Below are 25341 nucleotides of genomic sequence, written 5' to 3' on the forward strand. Positions count from 1 at the left end.
GGGTTCCTCGTCGTGCACGGCTGGCTCGCGCTGGTCGGCCTGGTCCTGATCCCCCAGGAGGCCTTCTGGGACCTCGACCTGTACCGCTACTGGATGTGGCTCGGGATCAACGAGGGACAGTGGCCCGTCCTCTCGGGCTCCTGGGTGTACCCGGCGGGGGCGATCATCCCCATGCTCGCCGCCGCGGTCGGTGGCTCGGGGGGCGGATCCGCGTACCCGGCGGTCTGGGCGCTGATGATCACCGTGCTCGACGCGGTCGCGCTCGCGTTCCTGCTGCACACACGCCGCCCCGACCGACCGCAGGAGCCCCCGACGGCCGTCGGCGCCTGGTGGTGGCTCGCGTTCCTGGTGCTCCTCGGGCCCGTCGCGATGGGCCGCCTCGACGCCGTCATCGCTCCCGTGGTCGTCGTCGCGCTGTCGATCGCGCTGAACCACCCACGGATCACCTCCGCACTCCTGACGGCTGCCGCGTGGGTCAAGGTCGCGCCCGGGGCGCTGCTGATCGCGCTGTTCGTCGCGGTGCGCCGGCCGTGGCGCAGCGTCGTGGTGCCCGCCGCGATCGTCAGCGTCGTGGTCGTCGGCACGGTGGCCGCGCTCGGCGGGCTGCCCCACGTGACGTCGTTCCTGACCGAGCAGGAGGACCGCGGGCTGCAGATCGAGTCGCCCGGGGCCACCCCGTGGCTGGTCGCCGGGCTGTTCTCCACGTCCATCACGCGGTACCTCAACGAGCCGATCGTCACCTGGGAGATCAAGGGTCCGGGCACGCAGGGCGCCGCGGACGTGCTGGGGGCGCTCTTCTTCGTCGCGCTCGGCGCCGCGGCGCTGCTGCTCTGGTGGCGGCGCGAGCAGCTGGGGTCACGGATGTGGTCCGGCGGGATCGCGCGCACCGAGCTGCTGGTGCGCGGGGCCCTCCTCCTGACGCTCGCGATGCTGGTGTTCAACAAGGTGGGGTCGCCGCAGTACATCGGCTGGCTGGCACCGCCCGTGGCTGTCGCCCTGGCACTGCGGCTGCCCGGCTGGCGGACGACGGCGTGGCTGGTCCTCGGCACGGCGGCGGCGACGCAGGTGGTGTTCCCCTGGTTCTACCCGGAGATCGTCTACGGAGGGCCCGGCGTCACCCTGACGCTGGCCGCCCGGAACATCGCGCTCGTGGTGCTGCTGGTGCACACCGTCGTGGCGCTGGTCAGGCCGCTGCCCGACGACGATCAGCCCGACGCCCTGCGCCGCCAGGAGCGGATCACCAGCGCGAGCCCCGCCGCGTAGGTCACGCCGAGGATGCCCAGGTACGGCACGTAGAACCGTCGCAGCACCGGGTGCCCGACGACGGCCGCTCCGCCGATCGCCGCCCCCATCGCCACCGCGCGCGCGCCACGCGCACCGGCAGTGTGCACCGCGAGCGGGATCCGCGGCGTACCTGCGTCCCCCGCCGCGGCGGCGTAGAGCTTGACCGGGACACCGTTGGCCGCCTGCTTCCAGATGCCGCGCGCGCCGGACGCCATGTGCTGCGCTGCCGCGTCGCGCATCGTCGTCGTGGTCAGCGGTGCCGGTGGCCGCAGACCGCGACGGGTCAGCTCCGAGGTGACCAGGACGCCCGCGACCGACCCGGCGGTGAGCCAGGCAGCTGCGGGCAGGATCCGGCGCGGGTTCGCGACGCCGACGACGGCCAGGTACATCTCCATCGTCACCGGCCAGCTGACGGCCTCCGCGAACCCCCAGGCGGCGGCGCCGGCCATCCCGACCTTCCCGTCCATCGCACGGTGCAGGGTGCGCCACGTGCGGGACTCCGACGCGGTGGCGGGGCCCTCGGCCAGCAGCGCCTCCAGCTGGTGGACGACCGGGGACATGTCGTCGTCGACCAGGTCCTCCGGCTGGATGGGGTGGCCAAGGCGCACCTCGACCGGTCCGGGGTGCACGCCGCCGCCCTTGGGCAGCAGGTCGCGGGTGCCGACGATGGCGACGGGCAGGATCGGGACGTCGAACTCGCGGGCGATCCGGACGGCCCCGCTGCGCAGCTCCCCCAGGCGGCCGTCGGTGCTGCGGGTGCCCTCCGGGAACACGAGCAGGCTGGACCCGGTGCCCAGCACCGTCTGGGCGCCGTCCACCAGCCCCGAGTAGCCCCCGCCCGTGCGGTGCACCGGGACGGCGCCGATGGCCAGCTTGAGGCCCAGCCGCATCCACGCCTTCTCGAACCAGTAGTCCTCGGCCGCGACGACCACCGGCTTGTACGGCGCGGGGAAGGCGGCGATCAGCGCCGGGGTGTCCGCGTGCGAGCTGTGGTTGGCGACGATGACCATCGCCTCGTACGGCGCGGAGCCCCGCACCTTGTACCCGCCCACGAGGTGGAAGACGTTGCGCCAGAGCGTGTGCCGGACGGCACCGGCCAGGTTGAACCCGGGCGGCAGACCGACCCGGCGGCGCGACGTCATGCGAGCACCGCCGCGAGCGGCAGGACGAGCAGCAGGGAGTCCACGCGGTCCAGCAGGCCACCGAAGCCGGGCAGCCACGCCCCGGCGTCCTTGACCCCGGCGCGACGCTTCACCATCGACTCCAACAGGTCTCCTCCGACGCTTCCGAGCAGCACGGCGACGTACAGCCCCGGCGAGGCGGAGTCCAGCACGACCAGCACGATCGCAGCCCCGACGGCGGCTCCGACCATACCGCCGACCGTCTTGTTCGGACTGAGCCGGGAGAGTGGTCGGCGCGCCCACGCGAACCGCCGCAGCCCCGTCCCTCCGCACCAGGCCGCGATGTCCGTGGCGGCCGCCGCGAAGCACAGCAGGTAGGCGTCGCTGCCGACGAGGACGAGGTTGGCCAGCGACCAGCACAGCCAGATCGACCCGAAGGCCGTCAGGGTCGCGCGCTCGAGCCCTCGCTCCGCGTCGCCGGCCAGCAGCGCGGGGACCGCGCAGAGCAGCGCGATCAGCGGGACCAGGGCGAGCAGGTCCGGTGCCAGCCACGCCGCCAGCGGGTAGACGACCGCCAGCACCAGCAGGAGCACCGTCTCGGCGCGGGGCAGCCGCATCATCGCGGCGAACTCGCGCACCGCCTGGAGCGCGAGCAGCGCCGCGAGCGCCGCCGTCGGCCCCGGCCCGAGCCACATGGGGATGCCGATGACGGGCAGGATCAGCGCCCAGGTGGTCCAGCGACGGCGGAGCTCCGGCTTGCCGGAGAGGAACACCGGGACGGCCGCCAGCGCCAGGATCGTCACGCTGACGGCCAGCAGCCAGACGGGCCGGCCCTCGAGGTCCAGGTGCCACCCGGCGAGCCGGAGGTGGAGCTCCAGGTCGGGGACGAGGTTCACGCGAGGAGTCGGCGCAGCTCACGCAGGCGCGTGCTCGCCGTCGCCAGCGACAGTCCGATCATGATCGGCAGCAGGATCGGCGACAGGCTCGGTGCCGCCGTCAGGAGGACCACGGCGAGGCACCGTTCCGTCTTGCCGAACGGTCCCCCGTTCAGCCGCGGCGCACCTGCCCCCGCACCGGCGAGCGACGCGACGGTGGGCAGCATCGCGGTGACGGCCGCGACGAGCACGAACACGAGCCCGACCGTGCCCTGCTCGCGCGCCAGCAGGACGGCGAGGCCGGCGAACATCAGCAGGTCACTGACCCGGTCCCCGACCTCGTTGATGACGAACCCCCACGGCCGCGACACGCCCCGCGCCCGGGCGACCGCCCCGTCCAGGTTGGCGCCGGCGAGCCGACCCGCCAGCAGCACCAGCACGAGGAACCACCAGCCGCCGGCGATCGCGACGCCGGCGGCCGCGGCGCTGAGCACACCGAGCCACGTGAAGACGTCCGGAGACACACCCCGACGCACCGACCACCGGACGATGCCGTCGAGCCGTCGGGTGTACCAGGGTTTGAGTGCATACAGGCCGCGCATGCCGGGACCCTAGCGAAGTCGCGACAGCGCCGTGCCGGTTGCCCCCAGCTCACCCCAGCTGCGACGCGACCTCCGACGCCACGAGCTCGAGGTGGTCCAGATCGTGCAGGTCCAGCACCTGCAGGTACACCCGGGTGATGCCGAGCTCGCGGTAGGAGCCGATCCGGTCGACCACGGCGGTCGGCGTCCCGGCGAACCCGACGGCCCGCACCTCGCTCGCGTCGCGCCCGATCGCGTCGGCCCGTCGGGCCACCTCGGCGTCGTCGCGACCCGCGCACAGCACCTGCGCCACGGAGAAGGTGAGCGTCGACGGGTCCCGGCCGGCCTCCTCGCACGCCGCCCGGACGGTCTCGACGCGCCCCTGGACGTCAGCCGGCGCGGGGAACGACTGGTTGAACTCGGCGGCGTACTTCGCGGCCAGCGCCGGCGTCCGCTTCGGTCCGCTGCCGCCGACGATGATCGGCACGCGCGACTGCACGGGCTTGGGCAGCGCCGGGGAGTGCTTGAGCTGGTAGTGCTCGCCCGCGAAGTCGTAGTGCTCCCCCACAGGTGTCCCCCACAGGCCGCTGATCAGCTCGAGCTGCTCGGTGAGCAGACCGAACCGCTTCTCGGGGAACGGGATCCCGTACGCCGCGTGCTCCTGCGCGAACCAGCCGGCACCGAGACCCAGCTCGACGCGGCCGCCGGACATCTGGTCCACCTGCGCCACCTGGATCGCCAGCACGCCCGGGTGCCGGAACGTCGCCGACGAGACCAGCGTGCCCAGGCGGATGCGGCTGGTCTCGCGCGCCAGGCCGGCCAGGGTCGTCCACGCGTCGGTGGGCCCCGGCAGACCGTCGCCGGACCCCATGCTCAGGTAGTGGTCGGAGCGGAAGAAGGCGTCGAAGCCGAGGTCCTCCGTGGCCTTGGCGACGGCGAGCAGGTCGTCGTACGTGGCCCCCTGCTGGGGCTCGGTGAAGATGCGCAGATCCATGCCGACCACCCTCACACAGGTCGACCCCGCACTGCGTGCCGTGCGACGGTGTGGACGTGATCCCCGCCATCGTGACCGGACGCCATCCTGCCGACGAGCCCTTCGCGGTGGCGGACTGGCGCCGTCGCGTCGCCGGGATCTACGCCGACGTGCGCCGGATCGCGGTCGACGACCCCACGGCCGCGCACGGCGTCTGGGTGCAGCGACGCGACGAGCTGCTCGCCGAGCACCCCGCGTCCCCGCTGGACGCGGCGGCGAAGGCGTCGTTCGAGGGACTCGACATCCCGCACCACGACCCGGCGTACCGGTTCGAGTGCGAGGTCCTGCCCGCCACCGCCCAGCGGCTCGACGTCAGCGTCGGCGCGGACGGCGTGGTGCCGTTCGAGCGCATCGGGACCGTCGTGCTGGGCGACCTGGGCATGCTCGCCGTGTGGGTGCTCCGCGGCTACGGGGGCGGCCTGTTCGTCCCGCTGAAGGACGCGCTGGCGGGGAAGCCCGGCGGCACGTACGGCGGCGGGCGGTACCTGCTGGACACCATCAAGGGGGCGGATCTCGGCATGGCACAGGACAGGATCGTCATCGATCTCAACTTCGCGTACAACCCGTCGTGCGCCTACGACCCGGCGTGGACCTGCCCGTTGGCGACGCGCGCCAACACGCTCGCGGTGGACGTGCCGGTGGGCGAACGGATGCGGCCATGAGCGCGCTCACGTCGATGTGGGCGTGGGACAACCCCGTCGCGCCCGACGTCGACGCCCGCGGCCGGGGCTACGCGCCCGCCGAACCTGCGGCGCTCGTCGCGTTCTGCCAGGACCGTGCGCTCCGGCGGGTCTTCCTGTCGGCGCCCTGGGCGGCCGACGAGGGACCGGTCGGGGACTGGTTCGGCGCCGCGACCACCGCGCTGCAGACGGCCGGCATCGCGGTCGGCCCGCTGGGCGGCGACCCCGGGTGGCTCGGTGAGCCGTCGCTCGCGGTCACCTGGGCGCTGACCGCCCTGCGCTCCGGCCCCAGCGACAGCATCCAGCTCGACGTCGAGCCGTGGGCGACCCCCGGCTGGCCGACGCACCGCGACGAGCTGTGCGCGCAGTGGCTGACGCTCCTCGACGGGGTGCTCGCCGCACTGCCGGCGGGTGTCTCGCTCGGGGTCGACACCCCGTGGTGGCTCGCGCACGAGGCGTGGGAGGGCGGCACCCTGCTCGACGCCATCCTCGCCCGGGTCGGACGGGTCGGGGTCGTCGCGTTCAGCGACCACGCGCAGGGTCCCGACGGGATCGTCGCGCTCGCCGGCCCGGCGGTGCTCGCGGCGTCGGCGGCGGGACTGCCGTTCACCGTGGGGGTCGAGACCGACACCGCCGAGGTCGCGGGCGGGGCGCAGTTCACGTTCATCGACGAGGGTCCGGACGTCCTGGAGCAGGAGACTGCGCTGGTCGCCGACGCGTTCGGCACGCTCCCCGGCTACGAGGGCGTCACGGTCGAGCACCACCGCGCGTGGCGGTCGCTGCTCGGGCTCGACTGAGGCAGTCGGCTGACGTCACCCAGGGCGTGGTCGGGCGTCAGACCTGGCAGGTCGGGCACCAGTACAGCTTGCGGGTGGCCATCTCCTCGACGACCACCGGGGTGCCGCTGACCAGGCACGGCTCCCCCGCACGGTGGTAGACCCAGTTCCGCAGGGTCGGGTCGGTGGCGGCCTCGATGCGCTGCGCCTCCGACAGGTCCTCGCGCGTGAGGATGAAGCCCCGCTCGATGCCGTCGGCCAGGCTCACCGCCCAGTCGTCCCAGAGCGCACGCGCCACCTCGCGGGGGACTCGACGACCGGGGGTGTGCGGGTCCAGCCGCGCCCGGAAGAGCAGCTCGGCGCGATAGATGTTGCCGATGCCCGCGACCACCGACTGGTCCATGAGCAGCTGACCGACGGCCACGTTCCGGGAGGTCAGGCGGTCCACCATGACCTCCCCGGCGGCGTCCAGGTCGTCGGTGGACGCCGGGTCGGGACCGAGCCGCGCGACCGCGAGGGCGGCCTCCGCGGGGTCCAGCACCTCGCACGCGGTCGGCCCGCGCAGGTCCGCGACGGTCTCCGCTGAGGCCAGCCGCACCCGGACCTGCCCGACGGGCTCCGGCGGGAACACCTCGCCGACGGCGCTCTCCTGCTCGCCCTCGCCCATCCGCACGGCCCGGCGCAGGCGCGGCGCCCCCATCGAACCGGCCGCGAAACCACCCGGCACCAGGGGCGTCAGCACCCCGAAGAAGTCCCACGCGCCGTACAGCCCCAGGTGCACGCGCAGGACGTCGCCGGACTCGAACGTGCAGAACAGCTGCTTGCCGACGGCGTCCGCGGCCACGAGGACCTGCCCGTCGACCCGCGCCGCGCCGGCTGCGAACCGGCCCTGCGGGGAGCTGACGGCAAGCCGGTGACCGACGAGGTCCTGGGTGAGCTGGCGAGCGATGCGGTGGACGGTATGACCCTCGGGCACGCCCGAAGGCTAAGCCACCCGGAGCCGCTCCGCCGCCGCGCCGGCCGCTGATACCCCAGCCGCAGTAGCTGCCGTCCTGTCGCTCTCCTCCTGCGCGAGCAGCTGCTCCTGGGCCAGCGTCGCCGCCTCGAGGACGTCGGTGATCTCCGACCCGATGAGCTCGTGCCGCTCCAGCAGCGCGTCCCGCAGCGCCTCGACCAGGTGGCGGTGCCGGGACAGCAGCCGCCGGACCGTGGTCCGGGCGTCGTCGAGGACGGCCTCGAGCTGGGCGCGGGCCTGGGTGTCGCTGAGGACCGCGGAGACCAGGTCGTGCGGCGTCGCGGCGAACGAGATGAGCGAGCCGGTCATGCCCGCCGCGCCGACCATCTGCGCGGCGGTCCGCGTCGCCGCGGCGAGGTCCCCGGCGGGACCGGTGCTGGTCTGCCCGAAGAACAGCTCCTCGGCCACCCAGCCGCCCATCGCGATCTGCACCAGCGCCCGCAGGTCGTAGTGCGAGTGTGTCCAGACCTCCTCGCAGTCGCCGTGCGCGAGCAGCCCGAGCGCGTCGCCGCGGCGGATGATCGTGAGCACCTCGAGGGTCCGGTTCGGGGCCGCGAGCCAGGCGGTGACCGCGTGACCGGCCTCGTGGGTGGCGATGAGCCGCTGCTCGCCGTCGGTGTAGCGGACGGGGTGGCCGATGCCGACCATCTCGGTGATGCGGGCGTGCTCGACGTCGGCGTACGTCATGGCCATCGAGCCACGGCGCAGGGCGTTGACCAGGGCCTCGTCGAGCAGGTGCTCGATCATCACCGGGGTCCACCCGTTGGTCGCCGCGGCCAGCCGGTCGCGCAGGGTCGGGTCGTCGAGCTCGGAGTCGGTGGAGCGCCGGGCCAGGAAGTGGTCGACGAGCGCGCGCCGGCCCACCGCGTCCGGGGTCGCGAAGGTCAGCCGCCGGTCGAAGCGGCCGGGTCGCAGCAGAGCCGGGTCGAGGGAGTCCGCGCGGTTGGTCGCGGCGATCAGCAGGATCGGCGCCTTGACGGGCTTGCGCTGCTGGAGCTGCCGGGCGGCCGGCAGCAGCAGGTTGATGCGCGCGATGAACCAGTTGACGAGCTTGTCCGACGAGGTCGGCTGGTCGAACGACTGCATCTGCACCAGGAGCTCGTTCACGACGCCGCCGGTGCCCTCGCTGACCACCGCGTTGGTGACCGTCTGCGGAACGCGGAACGCGTCGAACGGGCTCGCGGCGACCATCGCGGACGCCATGCCGCCGCGGCGCATCGCGATCGCGTCGATCTCCTCGATGAACCCGATCGCCCCACCCTCCGTGCGGGCGGCCTTGCGCAGGGCCTTGAAGTACGACCGGATCTTCTTGGCCGTCGCGCCGTAGTACATCGACTGGAACGACGTCGCCGAGACGAACAGGAACGGCACGCCGGCCTCCGCCGCCATGGCCTTCGCGGTCATCGTCTTGCCGGTCCCGGGCAGGCCCTCGAACAGCAGGCCGCGACGCGGGGTGCCGCCCATCTGCTCCGCGAACTGCTTGTGCGTCTGGAACAGGTCGATGGAGCGGCGCACGTCCTCCTTGACCGGGTCGATGCCGATGACGTCGTCCAGCCGGACGTCCACCTGCTCGGGCCGGACGACCACGTGCGGGGACTTGGCGGAGCCCATCTGCGTCCCGGCCAGCAGGAGCAGGAGGGCACCGAAGAACAGCACCGGGACCAGGACGAGCGGGTCGATCGCCGGCAGCTCCGGCACGATCGGACGGCCCAGCAGCGCGTTGACGATGACCCACGTCTCGACCGCGATCACGAACGCGGCGGTGCGGTACACCCGCCGGCGGCGGACCCGGTCGCGCTCGACGGCGATGTCGTGCGCGCCTCGTCGGATGGGGGACGTGATCTCGTCAACCACAGGCATGCCTTTCCCTCGGCGCCTGGGTTCAGACGACGCTGCGTCGCGGGAGGTGCGATCTGCCCATCGTGGGTGCGACCGAGGGAGTCGGCAATATCGGACATACCGGACCACCCGAACGGTCCAACGCGTCACCCGTCGGTGCGCAGCGTCCTCCGGAGCGCCTCGACCTCGATCGGGCTCAGCCCGAGACCGTCGGTCAGGTAGGCCTCGAACGTGCCGAACTCGTCGTGCAGGGTGCGCAGCGCCGCCTGAAGGTACTCCGCGCGGACCTCGAGCAGCGGCCGCAGGAGCTCCGGGTCCCCGCCGACCGCGGCGAGCTGCTCCAGCAGCGGCGCGAACGTCACGCGGACCGCTGGGTTGACCGCCAGGAACTCCTCCATGGCGCCGGCCTCGTCCACCCCGGCGGCGAGCAGCAGGATCGTGGCCGCCCAGCCGGTGCGGTCCTTGCCCGCCGTGCAGTGGAAGAGCACCGGGCGCTGCTCGGGGTCGATGACGGTCCGCACGAACGCCGCGTACGCCGTCCGGGCCGCGCGCCCGACGACGAGCCGCCGGTAGACGGTGAGCATCTGCCCGGCCAGGTCGAGGTCGGCCAGGACCGCGGTGTCGCCGCCCGCGAGCAGCGTCGGCAGCTGCGCGGCCGCCCCCTCCGGCATGTCCGCGAGCGCGTCGAGCACCACGAGCCGCGCACCGGCGGGCAGCTGGTCGGGGCGTCCCGACCGTTCGGCGTCCGTGCGCAGGTCCACGACGGTCCGGATGCCGAGGTCCGCGAGCGCGGCGTCCGTGGTGACGGAGAAGTCGGCCAGCTCGGCCGACCGGTAGGCGACACCCGTCGCGACGGTGCCGCCGTCGGCGGTGGCCCGGCTCCCCAGGTCCCGGAGGTTGGTGACAGCGGGAGACAGGAGGATGTGCGGGTCGACGGTCACGCGGCTCAGGGTGTCAGCCCTCGTCGCAGCCGCGCCACCTGCACCCGCAGGTAGTCGCGCTCCGCGAGGCTGGTGGTCCCGTGCGACGCCGCCAGCAGCTGGTCGGCGGCCTCCTGCGGCCGACCGGCCCGCTCCAGCAGGTGACCGCGCACCGCGGCCAGCCTGTGGTGCCCGGGCAGCCGGTCGTCGAGCGTCGCCAGCAGCGCCAGCCCGGCGTCGGGGCCGTCGACCATGGCGAGCGCCACCGCGCGGTTGAGCGTGACCATCGGGTTCCCGGTCATCCGCTCGAGCAGCCCGTACAGCGCGAGCAGCTGCGGCCAGTCGGTCGCGTCGGTGCTCGGGGCCTCGTCGTGCACCGCGGCGATCGCGGCCTGCAGCTGGTACTCCCCCACCGCGCCGCGCACGAGCGCGTCCTCGACGAGCGCGATGCCCTCGGCGACCATGCTGGCGTCCCAGAGCCGCCGGTCCTGGTCGGCGAGCGCGACCAGCTCGCCGTGCGGGCCGGTCCGGGCGGGGCGGCGGGCGTCGGTGAGCAGCACGAGGGCCAGGAGCCCGGTGACCTCGGGGTCGTCGGGAAGGCTCGCGTGCAGGGTCCGGGTCAGGCGCAGGGCCTCGACCGCCAGGTCCGCGCGGGCGACGGCCGGGCCGGTGGTGCTGGCGTAGCCCTCGTTGAACATCAGGTACAGCACGCGCAGGACCGCGCGGAGCCGCTCCGCGTAGTCCTCCGGCGACGGCATCCGGAACGGCCCGTCGAGCTCCCGCAGCGTCCGCCGGGCCCGGCTCAGCCGCTGCGCCATCGTCGGCTCCGGGACGAGGAACGCCCGGGCGATCTCCGCGGTGGTCAGGCCGCCCACGGACCGCAGCGTGAGGGCGATCGCCGACGCCGGGCTGAGCGCCGGGTGGCAGCACCCGAAGAGCAGGAGGAGCGAGTCGTCGGCCTGTGGCGCGTCGGCCCGCTCGACCGCCTCCATGGTGCCGACGAGCTCCTCGCGGCGCCGCCGGGCGTCCTCGCTGCGGTACCGGTCCACCAGCTTGTGCTGGCCGACGACGACGAGCCAGCCGCGCGGGTTGTCCGGCACCCCGTCCGCGGGCCACTGGGTGCTGGCAGCCAGGAGTGCGTCCTGCAGGGCGTCCTCGGCGTCCGCGAGGTCCCCGGACCGGCGGACGAGCACGCCGAGGACCTGCGGCGCCAGCTCGCGCAGCAGGTCCTCGACGCCTCCGTCACTCGGCAGGAGCGGGAGCCTCCATCACGGCGCGGACCTGCATCACCTGCTGGGTCGGGACGCCGTCGGGTCCCGGGGCGGAGGACGCCTTCGCGGCGATCTCGATCGCGCGCGCCTCGTCCTCGACGTCGACCGTCCAGTAGCCGGCGAGGAACTCCTTCGACTCCGCGAACGGACCGTCGGTGACGACCGGGGCGGACACCCCGTCGCTGCGCACGAGCTTCGCGGCGTCCGGCCACGCGAGCCCCTGCCCGTCGACGAACTCCCCGCTGGCCACGAGCTCCGCCCCCAGGTCCTGCTGGAACTGGATGTGGCGCTGGACGTCCTCGGGCGCCCACTGGTCGATCGGCGGCACGCCCTCGACGTAGTAGTTCATCAGCAGCATGTACTTCACGATGCACTCCGTCTCTCCGGGCCACGGGCGGCCCGCTCGTCCGGTGGTCGGAGCCGCACGGACGTTCTCGACACGCATCCTGTCGCTGATCCGCCGACGGCGACAGGTGAGGTTTGGCCCGGGCGGGCACGCGGGCGCACCATGGCGGGGATGACGAGGACTTCTGTGGTGCGCGCGATGGTGACCGCCGTGATGGTGGCCGCCCTCGCGGGAGCGTGCGCAGAGCCGGTGACCCCGGCGGCTCCCGCCCCGGTGCGGGTCGCCGCGCCGGTCGCCGTGGAGAAGGCCGCCCCACCGGCCGTCGCCCTTCCTCCTGCCGCGGACCTGAGCGCGCTGCCGGTCATCGACCTGCTGCACGTCGTCCCCGGCCTGCCGGGACTCGACGGCCTGACGCAGCGCGAGAACGCCGACCCGGCGCTCGGCCGCTGGCAGACCGTGGTGGTGCTGCGCGACACGGCGGGTCGCGTCGCGCCGGCCGGGACCGCCGTCGGGGTGGTCCCCCCGCTGACGCTCGAGGTGCCGACGACGCTCCCCGTGATCGACCAGCGCGGCCGGTGGCTGCGCGTCATGGTGGCCACCCGGGGCGCCCTGCCCAGCCAGGACGTCGCGCAGACCAACGGTCGCAGCGTCTGGATCGACTCCGCGGACACGGCGCCCGCCGGCACCGACTGGTCGATCCAGGTGGACACCGCGGCGCAGACGATCACGGTCGACGACGGCACGACGACGCACGTCCTGCCCGTGAAGGCCACCGGCGCCCCCGGCACACCCACGCCGCACGTCCCCGCGTTCCTGCTGGGCACACGGTGGCTGGAACCCGGCACGACGACCCCGCGCGTGCTCCTGCTGTCGACGCAGAGCGAGACGATCGACCACTACGACAAGCCGACCGGCACCGCCGTCACCGCCATCCACACGACGACGCTGCGCGGTGTGGGCGAGGTGTCCAACGGCTGCGTCCGGGTGGGCGATGACGTGCTCGACCTGGTCTGGCAGGCGCCCGCGGGGACGGTCGTCACCACCGTCTAGCCTCTCGACGCGCGCTCGGCCTGTCCCGCCCTTAGCCTCCGGGGATGCGACCCCTGCCGCTCCGCCGCCGTGCGCTCCTGCGCGCGGCCGCGTTCGGCATCGCGTTCACCATCCCGGTCGCCGTCCTCGCCTACCTCGTGCGGGCGCAGGCGCACGTCGTCGTCGAGCTCGACCAGAAGACCATCCAGGCCGCCACGGAGTACACCCGCAACCACCCCGCCCTCCAGCAGGCGTTGCTCGTCTGGCAGGAGCTCTTCCAGGCGAAGTGGGTCAACCTCGCGGCGACGCTGGTCTGCGTCTGGGTCTGGCGCCGGCACGGCCTGACCACCCGGGCGCTGTGGGCGTTCCTCACGATCATGGCCGCGTGGGCGCTCCAGCTGGGCGCCAAGGGCCTCGTGCAGCGGGCCCGCCCCGTCGTCGAGGACGCCGTCGCGCACGCCCCCGGCTCCAGCTTCCCGTCCGGTCACGCGACGAACACCGCCGCCGTCGCCCTGACCCTGACGCTGCTGGTCTGGCCCCTGCTCGGCCCGCGCGGCCGGGTGGTCGTCCCGCTCGTCGCCGCCACCTGCACCATCCTCACCGCCGTCGACCGCGTGATGCTCGGCGTGCACTACCCCTCCGACGTCGTCGCAGGGATCGCCCTCGGGACCGCCCTCGCGGGTGCGTCCTACCTCGGCTACAGCGGCTGGTCCGCGACGGCCCCCGACCAGGAGAAGTGATGCACACGTTCCTGCACCGCTACGAGCTGGACACGTCCGCGCCCACCCGCAAGGAGGCCTGGCGGGACTTCGCCGTCCGCGTCCTGCTGCCCGCGGTCGGCCTCTGGCTGGTCATCGTCGGCGTCGGGCTCCTCATCACCGGGCCGCTCGACAACCTGCCGGGCGAGGCCGCCGTCAACGAGTGGTTCGTCGCGCAGCGCACCGAGACCCTGGACGCGGTGACCGCCGTCCTGTCCGCCATCGGCACCACCGAGTTCATCATCGGCGCGTGCGTGCTGTTCGTCGCCCTGTTCTGGTGGCGCACCAAGCAGTGGTGGCTCGCGATCGTCCCGCCGCAGGCCATCGCCGTGCAGGCCATCGTGTTCATGACCGCCGCCCTGGTCGTCGGCCGAGAGCGTCCCGACGTCGAGAAGCTCGACGACTCGCCGCCCACCTCCAGCTACCCCAGCGGCCACACCGGGGCGTCGACCGCGTTCTACGTCGTCCTCGCGATGCTCGCCCAGCGCATCGGGAACCGCGCCCTGCGCATCGTCGTGACCGTCGTCTGCCTGCTCGTGCCCGTCGCCGTCGGCACCGCCCGCCTCTACCGCGGCATGCACAGCCTCTCCGACGTGACCATGGGACTGCTCAACGGGCTGGTCTGCGCGTTCCTCGCGTGGAACTACCTGCGCCGGGACACGTCGTCGGCCACCTCGGCGGCGTCGAAGGCCCGCAGCCTCGTCCAGCGCTGACGCGTCAGTCGACTGCGAGCGCCTCGACCGGGGAGACCCGGCCGGCGCGCCGACCCGGCAGCAGCGAGGCCACCACACCGGCCAGCACGGCGAGGGCCACGATCGTCAGGACGGAGCCGACAGGGACGTCCAGATGCATCGGCAGCTTGGTCGCCTCCTCGCCGAGCGCCATGACGCCCGTCCACGCGTACCCGATGCCCAGGCTGGCCCCCAGCCCCGCCGCGACCACCGCGATGAGCGCCGCCTCGACGGCCAGCATGCCGCGCAGCTGCCGGACGGTCAGCCCGAGGGCGCGCAGCACGGCCGACTCCCGACGCCGTTCGACCACCGAGAGCGCCATCGTGTTGCCGATCCCCACCACGGCGATGACGACGGCGATGGTGAGCAGCGCGAGCACGACGAGCAGCATCGCGTCGAGGATCTGCGCGTACATCGCCCGCTCCGGCGCGCCGCCGCCCACGTCCAGCCGGTCGTCCATCGTCAGGACCGTCGTGACGACACCCTGCACCTCGGCGCCCGTCAGCCCCGGCGCCAGCCGCACCTGCACCTCGGCGACCGGTGGCGCGGGCAGGACGCTCGTGAGCTCGTCAGCGCGCATCGTGATCGTGCCGGGCCTCACGTTCGGTGAGGTCTCCACGACGGCATCCGTCGCACCGTCCGCGCTGCTGACCTGCACCGTCTGACCCGTGCGGAGCGCGCCGGCGTCGTCGGGATGCACGAGCACCGCGCCGGGCCCGGGCAGCACGACGGGCGCGTGGGCCACCCGCTGCGTCGCCGCAGGATCGACCCCCCGTGCGGTCAGCTCGCTCGTGGGCCCGTCGGCCGCGGCGAGGACGACGGGGAACCCACCGGTGACCTCGGCGGTGCCGGCGACCTCGGGCAGCCCGGCGACGGCGGCGCGCACGGCGGCGCTGACTCCCCCCTCGTCCGACGAGACGACGACGAGGTCGATGGGTCGGCTCGTGTCGATCTCCGCGTTCACCGAGCTGCGCACCGAGGCGGTCGCCACGACCATCATCGTCACGAACGTCACGCCGACGAGGAGCGCGGTCGCCGTGGCCGTCGTGCGCCGCCGGTTGCGTGTCGCGTTCACGGCCGCGAGCCGGGCGGGCGCGGACACCCGCGCGACCAGCGCCCCGACCCCTCCCACGCACCACGGGACCAGGTAGGGCGCCACCAGCAGCACCCCCAGGAACGAGAGCGCCGCCGCAGGGAACGCGAGCGCGAACCCGCCGTCCACGGTCGCGGCGACAGCGCCGACCGCGCCGGCCACCAGGAGGAGAGCCGCCGCGGCCAGCCGCACGAGCCCTCCGCGCCGGTCGGCCGGGATCACGTCGACCGGGCGCAGAGCCTCCGCCGGCAGCACCCGCGTGGCGCGACGTGCCGGCGGCCACGCCGCGACGACGGTGAGCAGCACCCCGACCAGCACGCCGGCGACGGGCACCACCGGCGAGACGACGAGCCCACCGGACAGACCGCCCACGGCAGTGAGCAGCAGTGCTCCGGGAAGCCCGACCGCGACGCCCAGCACGGAGGCGATGCCTCCGAGGACCGCGGCCTCGCCGAGCACGAGCCGGTACACCTGCCCGGTGCCGGCGCCGATGCACCGCAGGAGTGCGAGCTCCTTGGTGCGCTGCGCGACGAGGACATGGAAGGTGTTGGCGATGACGATGGCTGCGACGAGCAAGGCGATCGCACAGAATCCGAGCAACCCCGCGGTGAGCACGGTGGCGCTCCCGGCAAGCTGGGCGACCCGGTGCTGCACGGCCTCCGCACGCGTCAGGACGAGCATCCCGGGCACCGACCCGAGCGCGGCACTCACCCCGGTCGCAACCTCCGAGTCGGGTGCGCCGTCGCCGCGGACGAGGATCTCGGAGGCGACCGCGACGGCGCCCGTCGCCACCAGCGCCTCGCGGGTCACGAGGAGACGTGGGACGTCCAGCCCGATCGCGGCACCCTCGTCGGACGTGAGACCCACGACCGTCAGCGAGACGGCGGGGACTCCGTACGGCCGGACCGAGACGGAGTCGCCGATCACGACGCCGAGCGACGACGCGGCCGCAGCGTCGAGCGTGGTCTGCGTCGGCTCCTGCGGCCAGACCCCGCTCGAGAGCTGCTGCCAGCGCAGCGGTTCGTCGAGGAGCGCGCCGACCATGGCCGACGACCGCACTCCGCCCACGCGGAGCTCGCCGAACGTGCTCTGCTCGGCGTCGGCCGCGACGACGTGAGCAGCGGAGCGGACCACCGGCAGCTGCGCGAGGAGCGCGTCGCCGCCCTCGGTCGGCAGCACCGCGTCGTCCGTGACCCCCACCCACACATCCGCGTTCGCCATCCCCGCCGTCAGGGAGCTCTCGGTCGACCGCAGGAACGTCGCGGAGACGGCGAGGGTCGCGACGAGGAACGCGACGGACAGGACGACCGCGACGCCCGTGGCGACGAGCCGGGACCCGTTCGCGCGGACGCCCGCGAGCACGACGGTCCTCATCGGTCAGCCACCGGCAGCGCTGCGTGGTCGTCCGTCGCGTGCACGTACGCCGCGCCAGCGGCGACGGCCAGTTCCAGTGTCATGTTCCCTCGTCGTACGGCCGGACCGGGTCGCTGCCAGCGTCCCGGTGGGCGCCGAGGCGTCACATCAACCGGCAGCGGTACTCCGCCAGGCGCACGTCATGTCTGGGCATGACGTCGGGCTGGTCCTCCCACCTCGTCCGCCGCGACGATCAGGACGACATCGACCGGACCGGCGCTCGTAGGCCGAGCGAGCCCAGCTCGAGGGACGCGAGTGCGCGGACGACCTCGGGATCCCCGCGGCGCCACGCGTTCGCCGGGTCGTCGCTCACGCGCGCGAGCGCCCGCACCGGCTGCGTCGCGAGCGCCCGCAGGGCGAACAGGTCCAGGTCGGCCGCGGAGTCGAGGATGCGTCCGGCCGCGCGGGCTCGGCTGACGAACCGGGCCCGAACAAGCAGCCAGACGCCGACGACCAGCAGGATCGGCACGGCGGCGACCGTCAGCCCGAGCACCAGCGCGATCTGGTGGGCGCCCTCCTGCACCTCCACACCCGCGTCGGCGATCGAGTCCGCCGCGCCCCCGGCCGCCGTGAAGGGCGCGCGCACGTCGTCGCCGACGAGCGGGACGCGCGCGACGGTGTCACCGGCCGACGTCAGGCTCTCCGACAGCGACGACCCAGCAGCCTCCAGCGTCCGCCCGGGAGCCGCCAGCTGCCCAACGACGTCGTACACCCGCTGCCCGGCGCGGACCCACAGGACCACCCAGCAGACGACGATCAGGTCGGCGACGATCTGGCGGGCACGTCGCCACGGGGTCTGCGCGTAGAGGGTCACGCGGACATCTTGGCGCGCGGGAGCCCAGCACGCGTCGGCATCGTCGTTCGACGGTCTGGGCCGAACGAGTGAACGCCGGTCCGCCGCGCTTCCCGGCGTGGCTGCGGCCTTGTCGGGACAGGGGCGCCCCTCTACATTCCGGCATGGGCCCGCCCGGACCCCACCCGAGCCCGTCACCCGGAGCGACATGTCACGCCGCGCGTCAGCAACCGCCCTCGCTCTCGGCGTCGCCACCCTGGGGGCGCTCGTCCTGGGCGGCGCCACCGCCGCCACCTCCGCGCCGGTCGTCGTCAGCACCGTGTCCGGCGTGGCGCTCGTGGCCGGGACCGACGTCCCAGCGGCAGGCGCCTCGATCATGGTCTACACGGTCGAGGGCTCAGCGGAACGCCAGAGGGATCGGCAGACGGTGATCACCGGCCCCGATGGCACCTTCTCCTTCAACCTCGCTCAGGCCACGAGGTACTACCTCGACGTCGAGACGGGATGGTTCCCTGGCCCGACCACCGGGCCGGCGTTCCCGACGGCCTACGCTCCAGGTTGGATCGCGTTCGGCGCCGCTCCCGGAGAACCCGTGACGTGCTCCGTTCAGGCCGTGCCGACATCGTCCTGGGTCGAGGTCCCCAACGCGTCCGGCACCGGAACCCGTTGGGACGGCGACCACTCGACGGCGGTGTGCGACACCCAGGACGTGGTGTACACGCCGGTCTACAGGTACTTCAGCCCGACGTTCGGCAACGGCCACCTCTACACGACCGACGAGGACGAGATGGACAGGCTCTCGCAGAACCGTGACTGGGTCCTCGAGGGGCGAGCGTTCCGCGCAGTGAAGGCGAACGGCAACGGTGAGTGCCCCGCAGGCTCCCCGGTGTACCGGTTCTACTCCTCGACGGTCGAGGAGCACTTCTACACCATCAGCGCGGCCGAGAAGGCACACCTCATCGCCACCGACCCCAGCTGGGCCTACGAGGGCGTGTCGTACTGCGCGTTCTCGAAGACCTCGCCGCCCGGGACCACGCCCCTCTACCGGTTCTGGGCGTCGACCTTCGGCAAGCACTTCTACACAGCCAGCGCCGCCGAGAAGGCCCACCTCATCGCCACCGATCCTCGATACGCCTACGAGGGCGTCGCGTACTCCGTCACGCGGTGAGGTTGGAGGAGCTCACTCCCGTGCCGCGAGTCCATGTCGACCCGGACGTGCGGCTCGCCTTCACCGCCTGGTCGACCAAGCGGGCGGAACACGGCAGCACGAGCCCAGAGCGGTGAGCTTCCCGTGACCTTGGAACGACGAAGGGCCCCATCCGCAGATTCATGCGGGTGGGGCCCTTCGACTGGCGGTAGCGGTGGGATTTGAACCCACGGTGGACTTTCACCCACACACGCTTTCGAGGCGTGCTCCTTAGGCCGCTCGGACACGCTACCTCGGCGAGAAGGGTACCTGGTCGGGAGCCCGTCCCACGAATCGGTCGTCCGACCGTCGTACGGTGGACCGATGGATGCACGCCCGATGACTGCCGGCTCGCTGGCGGACGTCGTCGAGGTGCTCGCCGGCCACCGCCTCGCGGCGCTCACGGGAGCGGGCGTCTCGACGGACTCGGGCATCCCCGACTACCGCGGTCCGGACTCGCCGCCGCGCACGCCGATGACGTTCCAGCAGTTCACGGGCGACGAGGCGTTCCGCCGTCACTACTGGGCCCGCAACCACGTCGGCTGGCGGCACGTGCACCGGACGATGCCGAACGCGGGACACCGCGCGCTGGCCGCGCTGGAGCAGCGCGGCGTGGTCACCGGCCTGATCACCCAGAACGTCGACCTCCTGCACGAGGCGGCGGGCTCCCGGCACGTGATCGACCTGCACGGCCGCTACGACCGGGTGCGCTGTCTGTCCTGCGGCATCGTGATCTCCCGCGCGGAGCTCGCCGACCGCCTCGACACGCTCAACCCGGGGTTCACCGCGGCGGTCGCGGACATCGAGATCGCGCCGGACGCCGATGCGGTGATCGAGCAGACCAGCCACTTCGTCGTCGCGGCGTGCAGCGCGTGCGGCGGGATGCTCAAGCCGGACATCGTCTACTTCGGCGAGAACGTGCCACGGGAGCGGGTGGAGCGGGCGTACGCGATGGTCGACGCTGCCGACGCGCTGCTGGTCGCCGGGTCGTCGCTGACGGTCCAGTCGGGGCTGCGGTTCGTGCGGCACGCGGCCCAGACGGGCAAGCCGGTGGTCATCGTGAACCGGGGCGCCACCCGCGGGGACAAGTACGCGGCGGTGACGCTGGACGCGGGGACGTCGGAGACGCTGGCGGAGCTGGCTCAGGAGCTGCCGACACCGCGCTGAGCCTCGAAGAACCGCTGCAGTAGCAGCCCGCACTCGTCGGCGCGCACCCCGCCCACGACCTCGACGCGGTGGTTCAGCCGCCGGTCCCGCACGACGTCCCACTGCGAGCCGCACGCCCCCGCCTTCGGGTCCCACGCGCCGAGCACCAGTCGCGGGACGCGTGCCAGGACCGTCGCGCCGGCGCACATGAGGCACGGCTCCAGGGTCACGACGAGGGTGCAGTCGTCCAGCCGCCACCGCCCGAGCCTGTCGGCGGCGGTCCGCAGCGCGACGATCTCCGCGTGGCCGGTGGGGTCGGCGTCGACCTCGCGACGGTTCCGGCCTCGGCCGACCACGTCGCCGGTGGGGCCGACGACCACGGCGCCGACAGGGACGTCCCCGGTGAGCGCCGCCCGGCGCGCCTCGTCGAGCGCGAGCCCCATCGCCCAGGCGTCGGCCGCCTGCCACGGACGGAGAGTCATGGAGGCATCATCGCGTACGACGCCGGGTAGGTTGAGGCCATGCGCCTGCACGTCGCGGACCACCCCCTGGTCGCCCACAAGCTCACCGTCCTGCGCGACCAGAACACTGCGTCGCCGACCTTCCGCCTCCTGGTCGACGAGCTGGTCACCCTGCTCGCCTACGAGGCGACCCGGCACGTCCACGTCGAGTCCGTGGACATCGTCACCCCGGTGACCGCGACGACCGGCGTCAAGCTCGCCGACCCGCGTCCCCTCGTCGTGCCGATCCTGCGCGCCGGGCTCGGCATGCTCGACGGCATGACGCGCCTGCTGCCCACGGCGGAGGTCGGCTTCCTCGGGATGCAGCGCGACGAGGAGACCCTCGAGGCCATCACGTACGCGAACCGCCTCCCTGACGACCTGTCAGGCCGCCAGTGCTTCCTGCTGGACCCGATGCTCGCGACGGGCGGCACGCTGGTCGCCGCCATCGACTTCCTGCTGGCGCGCGGCGCCCGCGACGTCACCGCCGTGTGCCTGCTGGCCGCCCCCGAGGGCCTCGCGGTCGTCGAGCAGGCCGTGGGCGACCGGGCGGACGTGTCGGTCGTCGTCGCGGCCGTCGACGAGCGGCTCAACGACAAGGCGTACATCGTGCCGGGGCTCGGGGACGCCGGCGACCGGCTGTACGGCGTGGTCTGATCCGTCCCACCTCCTGGGATGCTGACGAATCCCCTTTGGTGACGACGGGCGGGCGTGCGACAGTCCCCTCATGACCACGTCTGCGCTGCGCCTCGCCGCCGCGTATCCGTGCGCGTGTCATCGGTCCTGATCCACCAGGCCCCGACCACACACCGCCGCCCGTCCGCCGGGCACGCGGCCCGCGCACCCCGGAGACGTCATGGCACTTCCCGCTCAGCTTCCCGCCCCGCAGCCTGGCCTGCTCCTGTACGTGAGCCTGCCCGAGGGGATCGCCCGCGCACCCGGTGACCTGGCCGAGGTCGCCGAGGTGCTGCGGGAGTTCGCCACCGAGATGCTGCCCGGCGCCGAGACGTACACGGCGCTGTCCCTCGCGCCGGCGGGGTCCGACGACGTGCACCGCCTCGGCGACCGCATGAGTCACCTCCGGCTCCTCGACGTCCTCGCCGACCCGGGGGACGCCGGCTGAGGACCAGCGCTGCCGGCCCTCGCGCTCTGGGGGCGTGGGGCCGGCAGCGCGCCCCCCGCTCGCAGGTCCCGGTCGTCGTGCTTACCGTGGGTGTCATGCGCATCGCGATCGCAGGGGGCCACGGTCAGGTGGCGCGACACCTGTCCCGGGCACTGTCGGCGCGCGGGGACGTTCCCGTGGCTCTGGTGCGTCAGCTCCGGCACGTCGACGACGTCGTCTCGGACGGCGCCGAGGCGGTGGTCCTCGACCTGGAGCGCGCGAACGCACGGGACGTGGCCGAGGCGATCGCGGGGGCCGACGCGGTCGTGTTCGCCGCGGGCGCCGGACCGGGCAGCGGCATCGCCCGGAAGGACAGCGTGGACCGGGCTGCGGCCGGGCTGCTCGCCGACGGCGCGGAGCAGGCGGGCGTGCGGCGGTACGTACTGGTCTCGTCGATGGGCGCGGGCGCTCCCCCGCCGCCGGGGACCGACGAGGTGTTCGCCGCCTACCTCGTCGCCAAGCGGGCCGCCGAGCTGGACCTGCGGGCCCGCGACCTCGACTGGACGATCCTGCGCCCCGGCGGGCTCACCGACGACGCGGCGACCGGCTCGGTCCGGCTCGACGACTCCGTCCCGCGCGGCTCGGTCCCGCGGGCCGACGTCGCCGGGGTCCTCGTCGCGCTGCTGCACGAGCCGCGCACGGCGGGGCTGGCCCTCGAGCTGATCGCCGGGGTCGTGCCCACCGACGCGGCGGTCGCCGCCGTCACCGAACGAGCCGACTGAGCCGACTGAGCCGGGCAGCGCTCAGCCGCGCGCCTGCTCCTCGACCGGGGGGACCGGCTCGGACCGGAGCGTGATGGCTCCGATGAGGAACTGATCACCGGCAGTCGTCGCGGTCAGCGAGCTCACGTCGCACGCGAGCCGGACCGGGCGGAACCCCTTCGCGTCGGTGCCGAGCGAGTTGATGGCCCGCCAGCCGGTCGCGGTGGAGTCGAAGGCGTTCGACGCGGAGCCGCCCACGGGCACCAGGGAGCGCTGGACAGGGGCACCCGGGGCGCCCAGGCACGTGTCGCCGAGCACCAGGCTGTCGCCGGTCCCGGTGCGGTCGCCCTCCCAGGCCACCACGCCGATCCGGGCGAGGGTGCCCGCGTCGGCGGCGAAGTCGAACGCGCGCGGCAGCCCGGCGTGACCGATCCACTGCCCGCCGTCGTACACCGTGACGGATGCCTCGGACGCCGGGGCGGAGTACACGACGACGAGCGACCAGCCCGCGTAGTAGCTCCGGTCCGGGTCCGTGGACGTGGCGCTCACCGCGATGTCGGCCACCGACCAGGCCCCCGTCCCGCCCGCTCCCACGAGGTCCGTGACCTCGGCGAACGACTGGTAGTAGCGACGACCGGCGTTGTCGGTCGCTTCCGCGATCGGCTCGCCGGTGACCTCGGTGTACGAGCCACCGGGTCCCCGCAGCCGTGCCGTCGTGAGCGGACCGCTCCACGCGTCCTTGGGGCCCGCGTTCGCGGACCAGTACAGCCCGGCGAACAGGATCTCGCGCCCGTCGGGGACGGCAAGGTTCGCGGTCGACGACACGGGCACGGAGCTGCGCGGCCCCTTCGGGACCGGAGGCGCCTCGTCGAGCGGCACCATGGCGAACGAGTTGTTGTCCCGGTCGCCCTTCTCGATCGCCGACGCGCACGTGGTCACGGTCGGTGAGCAGGACAGGAGCGGGGCGCCGATCTCGGTCACGTCCGCGTGCGTGAAGCTGTCGCGCACGTCCAGGCCCCCGGACGACGTCGTCACCGTGCTCTGGCGCTGCGTCGTCGCCCCGGCGGCCTCCACGGTGACCGAGACGGTGCCGCGCGCGCTGCCGACCGACCGGACACCGACGAGCACCTGCACGACCGAGTCCGCGGACACCGTCCCCAGGTCGCAGGTCACGGTGCGCTGGTCCGTCGCCACGCACGCGCCTGACGGCGCGGAGGCGAAGTCGAGGTCGGCACGCAGGTTGACGGGCAGACGCAGGGTCGCCCGCGTGCCCTCCGCGTCGGCGACGCTCGCGCCGACCGTGAAGTATGCGGTCCCGGTGCCGCCCGTGCCGAGCCCGACCTGCGGGTCTCCCTCGGCCAGGGTGAGCACGGGCCGCAGCGCGTCGACGGCGATCCCGAACGCGGCGGCGGGGTCGGCGTCGGGTGCGGCGGCGGACACGGTCACCGTGCCGATCGCGCCGAAGGAGCCCGAGACCGCCTTGAGGCCGAGGGGCAGGCTCCGCGAGGCACCCGCGTCGATCACGCCGGTCGTGCACTCCACGGTCGGCGCCGTGCTGTCGGAGCAGGTCCAGTCGCGGTTCGAGACGGCGGGCGACCAGAACGCGACGCCCTCCGGCCTGACGAGCGTGACGGTGACGTCCTGAGCGGGCAGCTCGCCGGTGTTCGAGACGGTCAGCGGCATGCTCACGGCGTTCCCGACCGCGACCGTCGCCGCACCGGGGCCGGAGATCGACAACGCCGCGGGACGCTGGATCGTGAACGGGACCGTGACGGTCTCCGAGGCATGCCGCCCGCTCGGTGCCAGCTCGACGGCCAGCAGACCGCTGGTCGGCACACCCGTCGTCGCGGCCGACAGCTGCAGTGAGAGCGGGACGTCGGTGCGGGCGGCGACCGCGCCCGGGTGGCAGGTCAGCGGGCTCGCACCGGTGCAGAGCCATGCCGAACCCGGCGTGGTGGTCCCCGTGACGCCCACGGGCAGGTGGACGGTCGCCGTGCCGGCACCGGCGGCGATCCCCGTACCGCCCAGGTTGGCGACGGGCAGGTCGAGCTGGCGGGTCCGACCGTTGACCAGGGCGAGCGGAGCGGGCGCGGTGCGCAGCGTGAGGCGGGGCGGCGACGGCGCGATGGCGAGCCGGATCGGCGGGGCGACGTAGTCGATGCCGGCACCCACGACGCGCAGACCGATCTCGCCGTCCGCCCGGTCGAACGCCTCGTCGATCGAGACGCTCAGCACCAGCGTCGACGTGGACAGGGCAGGGAGCCGGTCGAGAGTGCACCGGGCGATCGTGGCGCCGTCCCCGACGACGCACAGCCAGCCGGCCGCACCCATCACCGCGAAGCGGCCTCCACCGAGTGGTTCGAGAGCCGCTGCCGCGACGCCGTCGAGCGTCACGCCGTCGGGCAGGGTGACCTCGGCCACCAGGTCCGTCGCGGCCGTGCCGCCGCTGTTCAGCAGACCGACCACGAGCTCCTGGCCGCCGAGCCCTGCCTCGAGGGTGAGCCCGCCGGGCGGCACGTCGATCGACACCGACGCGGGCGCCGGGGGCGGGGGCGGCGGGTCGACCGGGGGCGTCGGGACCACCGGCGGGACGGTCGGGACGGTCGGGGTGGTGGGGGTGGCCGGGGTGGTCTCGGTGTCGCCGGGACCGTCGGCCGTCACGTCGCCGTCGTCGAACGCGTCGTCGTCCACCACGACGTCGTCGTCGTCCAGCAGGTCGCTGGGCTCGGGGGTCGGGATGTCCGTCGGCTGCGGCGTCGCGAGCGCGGAGGCACTGGGCGTCGGCGTGGGCGAGCTGCTCGCCGACTCGCTGGAGGTCGGTGCGGGCGCGGCGGCCGTCGGGTCGTCCGGAGAGCTCAGCAGGTTGGCGATGGCGACAGCCGCGACAGCCGCGAGCGCGACGCTCCCCACGACAGCCGCCGCGACACCGAGCGGGATCGCCGCCAGGAACGCCGCCACCCCGCCGGTCGCGGCCGCACCGCTCGCCGCTCCGGCACCGACCGCCGTGACGGCTCCGGTCGCGGCCGTCGCACCGGCCGCGGTCGTGCCGCCCGCCGCCACGCCACCGGCACCCGCACCGGCGCCACCG

General features: G+C 73.9%; 23 protein-coding genes, 1 tRNA gene and 1 pseudogene. 11 read left to right on the forward strand and 14 right to left on the reverse strand.

The genetic code is table 11. The features are described 5' to 3' along the window. Positions 1–12: 12 nt before the first annotated feature. Positions 13–1263: a glycosyltransferase 87 family protein gene (locus tag ACXJKF_RS01625; RefSeq protein WP_456785991.1), complete on the forward strand. Its 1251-nt coding sequence runs from the start codon at positions 13–15 to the stop codon at positions 1261–1263. On the opposite strand, the gene ACXJKF_RS01630 is transcribed toward ACXJKF_RS01625, so the two are convergent. The 4 genes from ACXJKF_RS01630 to ACXJKF_RS01645 are packed head-to-tail and all read right to left on the reverse strand — an operon-like array spanning position 1206 to position 4855. Beyond that, entirely contained in the window at positions 1206–2426 is a 1221-nt protein-coding gene (locus ACXJKF_RS01630) for a 1-acyl-sn-glycerol-3-phosphate acyltransferase (RefSeq protein ID WP_456785992.1), read from the reverse strand. The genes ACXJKF_RS01625 and ACXJKF_RS01630 overlap by 58 nt on opposite strands. Beyond that, on the reverse strand, positions 2423–3301 hold the full coding sequence (locus ACXJKF_RS01635; protein ID WP_456785993.1) for a phosphatidate cytidylyltransferase: 879 nt from the start codon (positions 3299–3301) through the stop codon (positions 2423–2425). The genes ACXJKF_RS01630 and ACXJKF_RS01635 overlap by 4 nt, the downstream gene beginning before the upstream one ends. After that, positions 3298–3882 carry a CDP-alcohol phosphatidyltransferase family protein gene (locus ACXJKF_RS01640; RefSeq protein ID WP_456785994.1) on the reverse strand — a complete coding sequence of 195 codons (585 nt, stop codon included), beginning with the start codon at positions 3880–3882 and terminating at the stop codon, positions 3298–3300. The genes ACXJKF_RS01635 and ACXJKF_RS01640 overlap by 4 nt, the downstream gene beginning before the upstream one ends. Before the next feature lie 49 nt (positions 3883–3931). Continuing rightward, entirely contained in the window at positions 3932–4855 is a 924-nt protein-coding gene (locus ACXJKF_RS01645; protein WP_456785995.1) for an LLM class F420-dependent oxidoreductase, read from the reverse strand. A 56-nt stretch (positions 4856–4911) separates the two neighbouring features. On the opposite strand from ACXJKF_RS01645, the gene ACXJKF_RS01650 reads away from it, so the two are divergent. Both ACXJKF_RS01650 and ACXJKF_RS01655 read left to right on the forward strand, forming a co-directional pair. Continuing rightward, complete coding sequence (locus tag ACXJKF_RS01650; RefSeq protein ID WP_456785996.1) at positions 4912–5556, forward strand: DUF1684 domain-containing protein; 645 nt, start codon at positions 4912–4914, stop codon at positions 5554–5556. Continuing rightward, a complete protein-coding gene (locus ACXJKF_RS01655) occupies positions 5553–6371 on the forward strand; it encodes a hypothetical protein (RefSeq protein ID WP_456785997.1) in 819 nt (272 codons plus the stop codon). Before ACXJKF_RS01650 ends, ACXJKF_RS01655 begins: the two co-directional genes overlap by 4 nt. Before the next feature lie 37 nt (positions 6372–6408). On the opposite strand, the gene ACXJKF_RS01660 is transcribed toward ACXJKF_RS01655, so the two are convergent. The 5 genes from ACXJKF_RS01660 to ACXJKF_RS01680 form a co-directional block, all read right to left on the reverse strand. Next, on the reverse strand, positions 6409–7326 hold the full coding sequence (locus tag ACXJKF_RS01660) for an Fpg/Nei family DNA glycosylase (RefSeq protein WP_456785998.1): 918 nt from the start codon (positions 7324–7326) through the stop codon (positions 6409–6411). A gap of 9 nt (positions 7327–7335) precedes the next feature. Then, a complete protein-coding gene (locus ACXJKF_RS01665; RefSeq protein ID WP_456785999.1) occupies positions 7336–9225 on the reverse strand; it encodes an AAA family ATPase in 1890 nt (629 codons plus the stop codon). A 125-nt stretch (positions 9226–9350) separates the two neighbouring features. Further along, the gene (locus ACXJKF_RS01670) at positions 9351–10145 is read right to left on the reverse strand and encodes a tyrosine-protein phosphatase (RefSeq protein ID WP_456786000.1); all 795 of its coding nucleotides are present in this window, start codon (positions 10143–10145) and stop codon (positions 9351–9353) included. Positions 10146–10150: 5 nt separating this feature from the next. Continuing rightward, positions 10151–11377: an RNA polymerase sigma factor gene (locus ACXJKF_RS01675; RefSeq protein WP_456786021.1), complete on the reverse strand. Its 1227-nt coding sequence runs from the start codon at positions 11375–11377 to the stop codon at positions 10151–10153. Then, on the reverse strand, positions 11367–11753 hold the full coding sequence (locus tag ACXJKF_RS01680; RefSeq protein ID WP_456786022.1) for a YciI family protein: 387 nt from the start codon (positions 11751–11753) through the stop codon (positions 11367–11369). The genes ACXJKF_RS01675 and ACXJKF_RS01680 overlap by 11 nt, the downstream gene beginning before the upstream one ends. Before the next feature lie 159 nt (positions 11754–11912). Between ACXJKF_RS01680 and ACXJKF_RS01685 the strand changes: the two genes are divergently transcribed. From ACXJKF_RS01685 to ACXJKF_RS01695, 3 genes are read left to right on the forward strand one after another with little or no spacing between them, the layout of a single operon-like run. Continuing rightward, positions 11913–12791 carry a L,D-transpeptidase gene (locus ACXJKF_RS01685; protein WP_456786001.1) on the forward strand — a complete coding sequence of 293 codons (879 nt, stop codon included), beginning with the start codon at positions 11913–11915 and terminating at the stop codon, positions 12789–12791. A 44-nt stretch (positions 12792–12835) separates the two neighbouring features. Next, positions 12836–13510: a phosphatase PAP2 family protein gene (locus ACXJKF_RS01690; protein WP_456786002.1), complete on the forward strand. Its 675-nt coding sequence runs from the start codon at positions 12836–12838 to the stop codon at positions 13508–13510. After that, positions 13510–14241: a phosphatase PAP2 family protein gene (locus ACXJKF_RS01695; RefSeq protein ID WP_456786003.1), complete on the forward strand. Its 732-nt coding sequence runs from the start codon at positions 13510–13512 to the stop codon at positions 14239–14241. Before ACXJKF_RS01690 ends, ACXJKF_RS01695 begins: the two co-directional genes overlap by 1 nt. A gap of 4 nt (positions 14242–14245) precedes the next feature. Here the strand turns inward: ACXJKF_RS01695 and ACXJKF_RS01700 are convergent, their stop codons facing one another. Next, positions 14246–16726, reverse strand: a complete 2481-nt coding sequence (locus ACXJKF_RS01700) for an FtsX-like permease family protein (RefSeq protein ID WP_456786004.1) — start codon at positions 16724–16726, stop codon at positions 14246–14248. A gap of 232 nt (positions 16727–16958) precedes the next feature. After that, positions 16959–17579, reverse strand: a complete 621-nt coding sequence (locus ACXJKF_RS01705) for a hypothetical protein (protein ID WP_456786005.1) — start codon at positions 17577–17579, stop codon at positions 16959–16961. Between the two features lie 187 nt (positions 17580–17766). Between ACXJKF_RS01705 and ACXJKF_RS01710 the strand changes: the two genes are divergently transcribed. Further along, positions 17767–18726, forward strand: coding sequence for a hypothetical protein (locus ACXJKF_RS01710; protein ID WP_456786006.1), 960 nt, complete (start codon positions 17767–17769; stop codon positions 18724–18726). Between the two features lie 182 nt (positions 18727–18908). Here ACXJKF_RS01710 and ACXJKF_RS01715 read toward each other — a convergent pair. After that, positions 18909–18998: transfer RNA gene (locus tag ACXJKF_RS01715), tRNA-Ser, on the reverse strand. Positions 18999–19068: 70 nt separating this feature from the next. Between ACXJKF_RS01715 and ACXJKF_RS01720 the strand changes: the two genes are divergently transcribed. Next, positions 19069–19911, forward strand: coding sequence for an NAD-dependent protein deacetylase (locus ACXJKF_RS01720; protein WP_456786007.1), 843 nt, complete (start codon positions 19069–19071; stop codon positions 19909–19911). Here ACXJKF_RS01720 and ACXJKF_RS01725 read toward each other — a convergent pair. Then, positions 19887–20372 (reverse strand): nucleoside deaminase, encoded by a 486-nt coding sequence (locus tag ACXJKF_RS01725; protein WP_456786008.1) that lies wholly within the window; start codon positions 20370–20372, stop codon positions 19887–19889. The two genes, ACXJKF_RS01720 and ACXJKF_RS01725, sit on opposite strands and share 25 nt — an antisense overlap. A gap of 39 nt (positions 20373–20411) precedes the next feature. On the opposite strand from ACXJKF_RS01725, the gene upp reads away from it, so the two are divergent. The 3 genes from upp to ACXJKF_RS01740 all read left to right on the forward strand — a co-directional run bounded on the left by upp (position 20412) and on the right by ACXJKF_RS01740 (position 22274). Continuing rightward, on the forward strand, positions 20412–21047 hold the full coding sequence (gene upp / locus ACXJKF_RS01730) for a uracil phosphoribosyltransferase (RefSeq protein ID WP_055919117.1): 636 nt from the start codon (positions 20412–20414) through the stop codon (positions 21045–21047). 199 nt (positions 21048–21246) lie between these two features. Beyond that, on the forward strand, positions 21247–21513 hold the full coding sequence (locus ACXJKF_RS01735; protein WP_456786009.1) for a hypothetical protein: 267 nt from the start codon (positions 21247–21249) through the stop codon (positions 21511–21513). Positions 21514–21608: 95 nt separating this feature from the next. Further along, positions 21609–22274, forward strand: coding sequence for an SDR family oxidoreductase (locus ACXJKF_RS01740; RefSeq protein WP_456786010.1), 666 nt, complete (start codon positions 21609–21611; stop codon positions 22272–22274). Positions 22275–22295: 21 nt separating this feature from the next. On the opposite strand, the pseudogene ACXJKF_RS01745 reads toward ACXJKF_RS01740, so the two are convergent. Then, positions 22296–25341: pseudogene (locus tag ACXJKF_RS01745) on the reverse strand (hypothetical protein); the annotation flags it as partial.

It is taken from the genome of Cellulomonas sp. P5_C5, assembly GCF_054049655.1.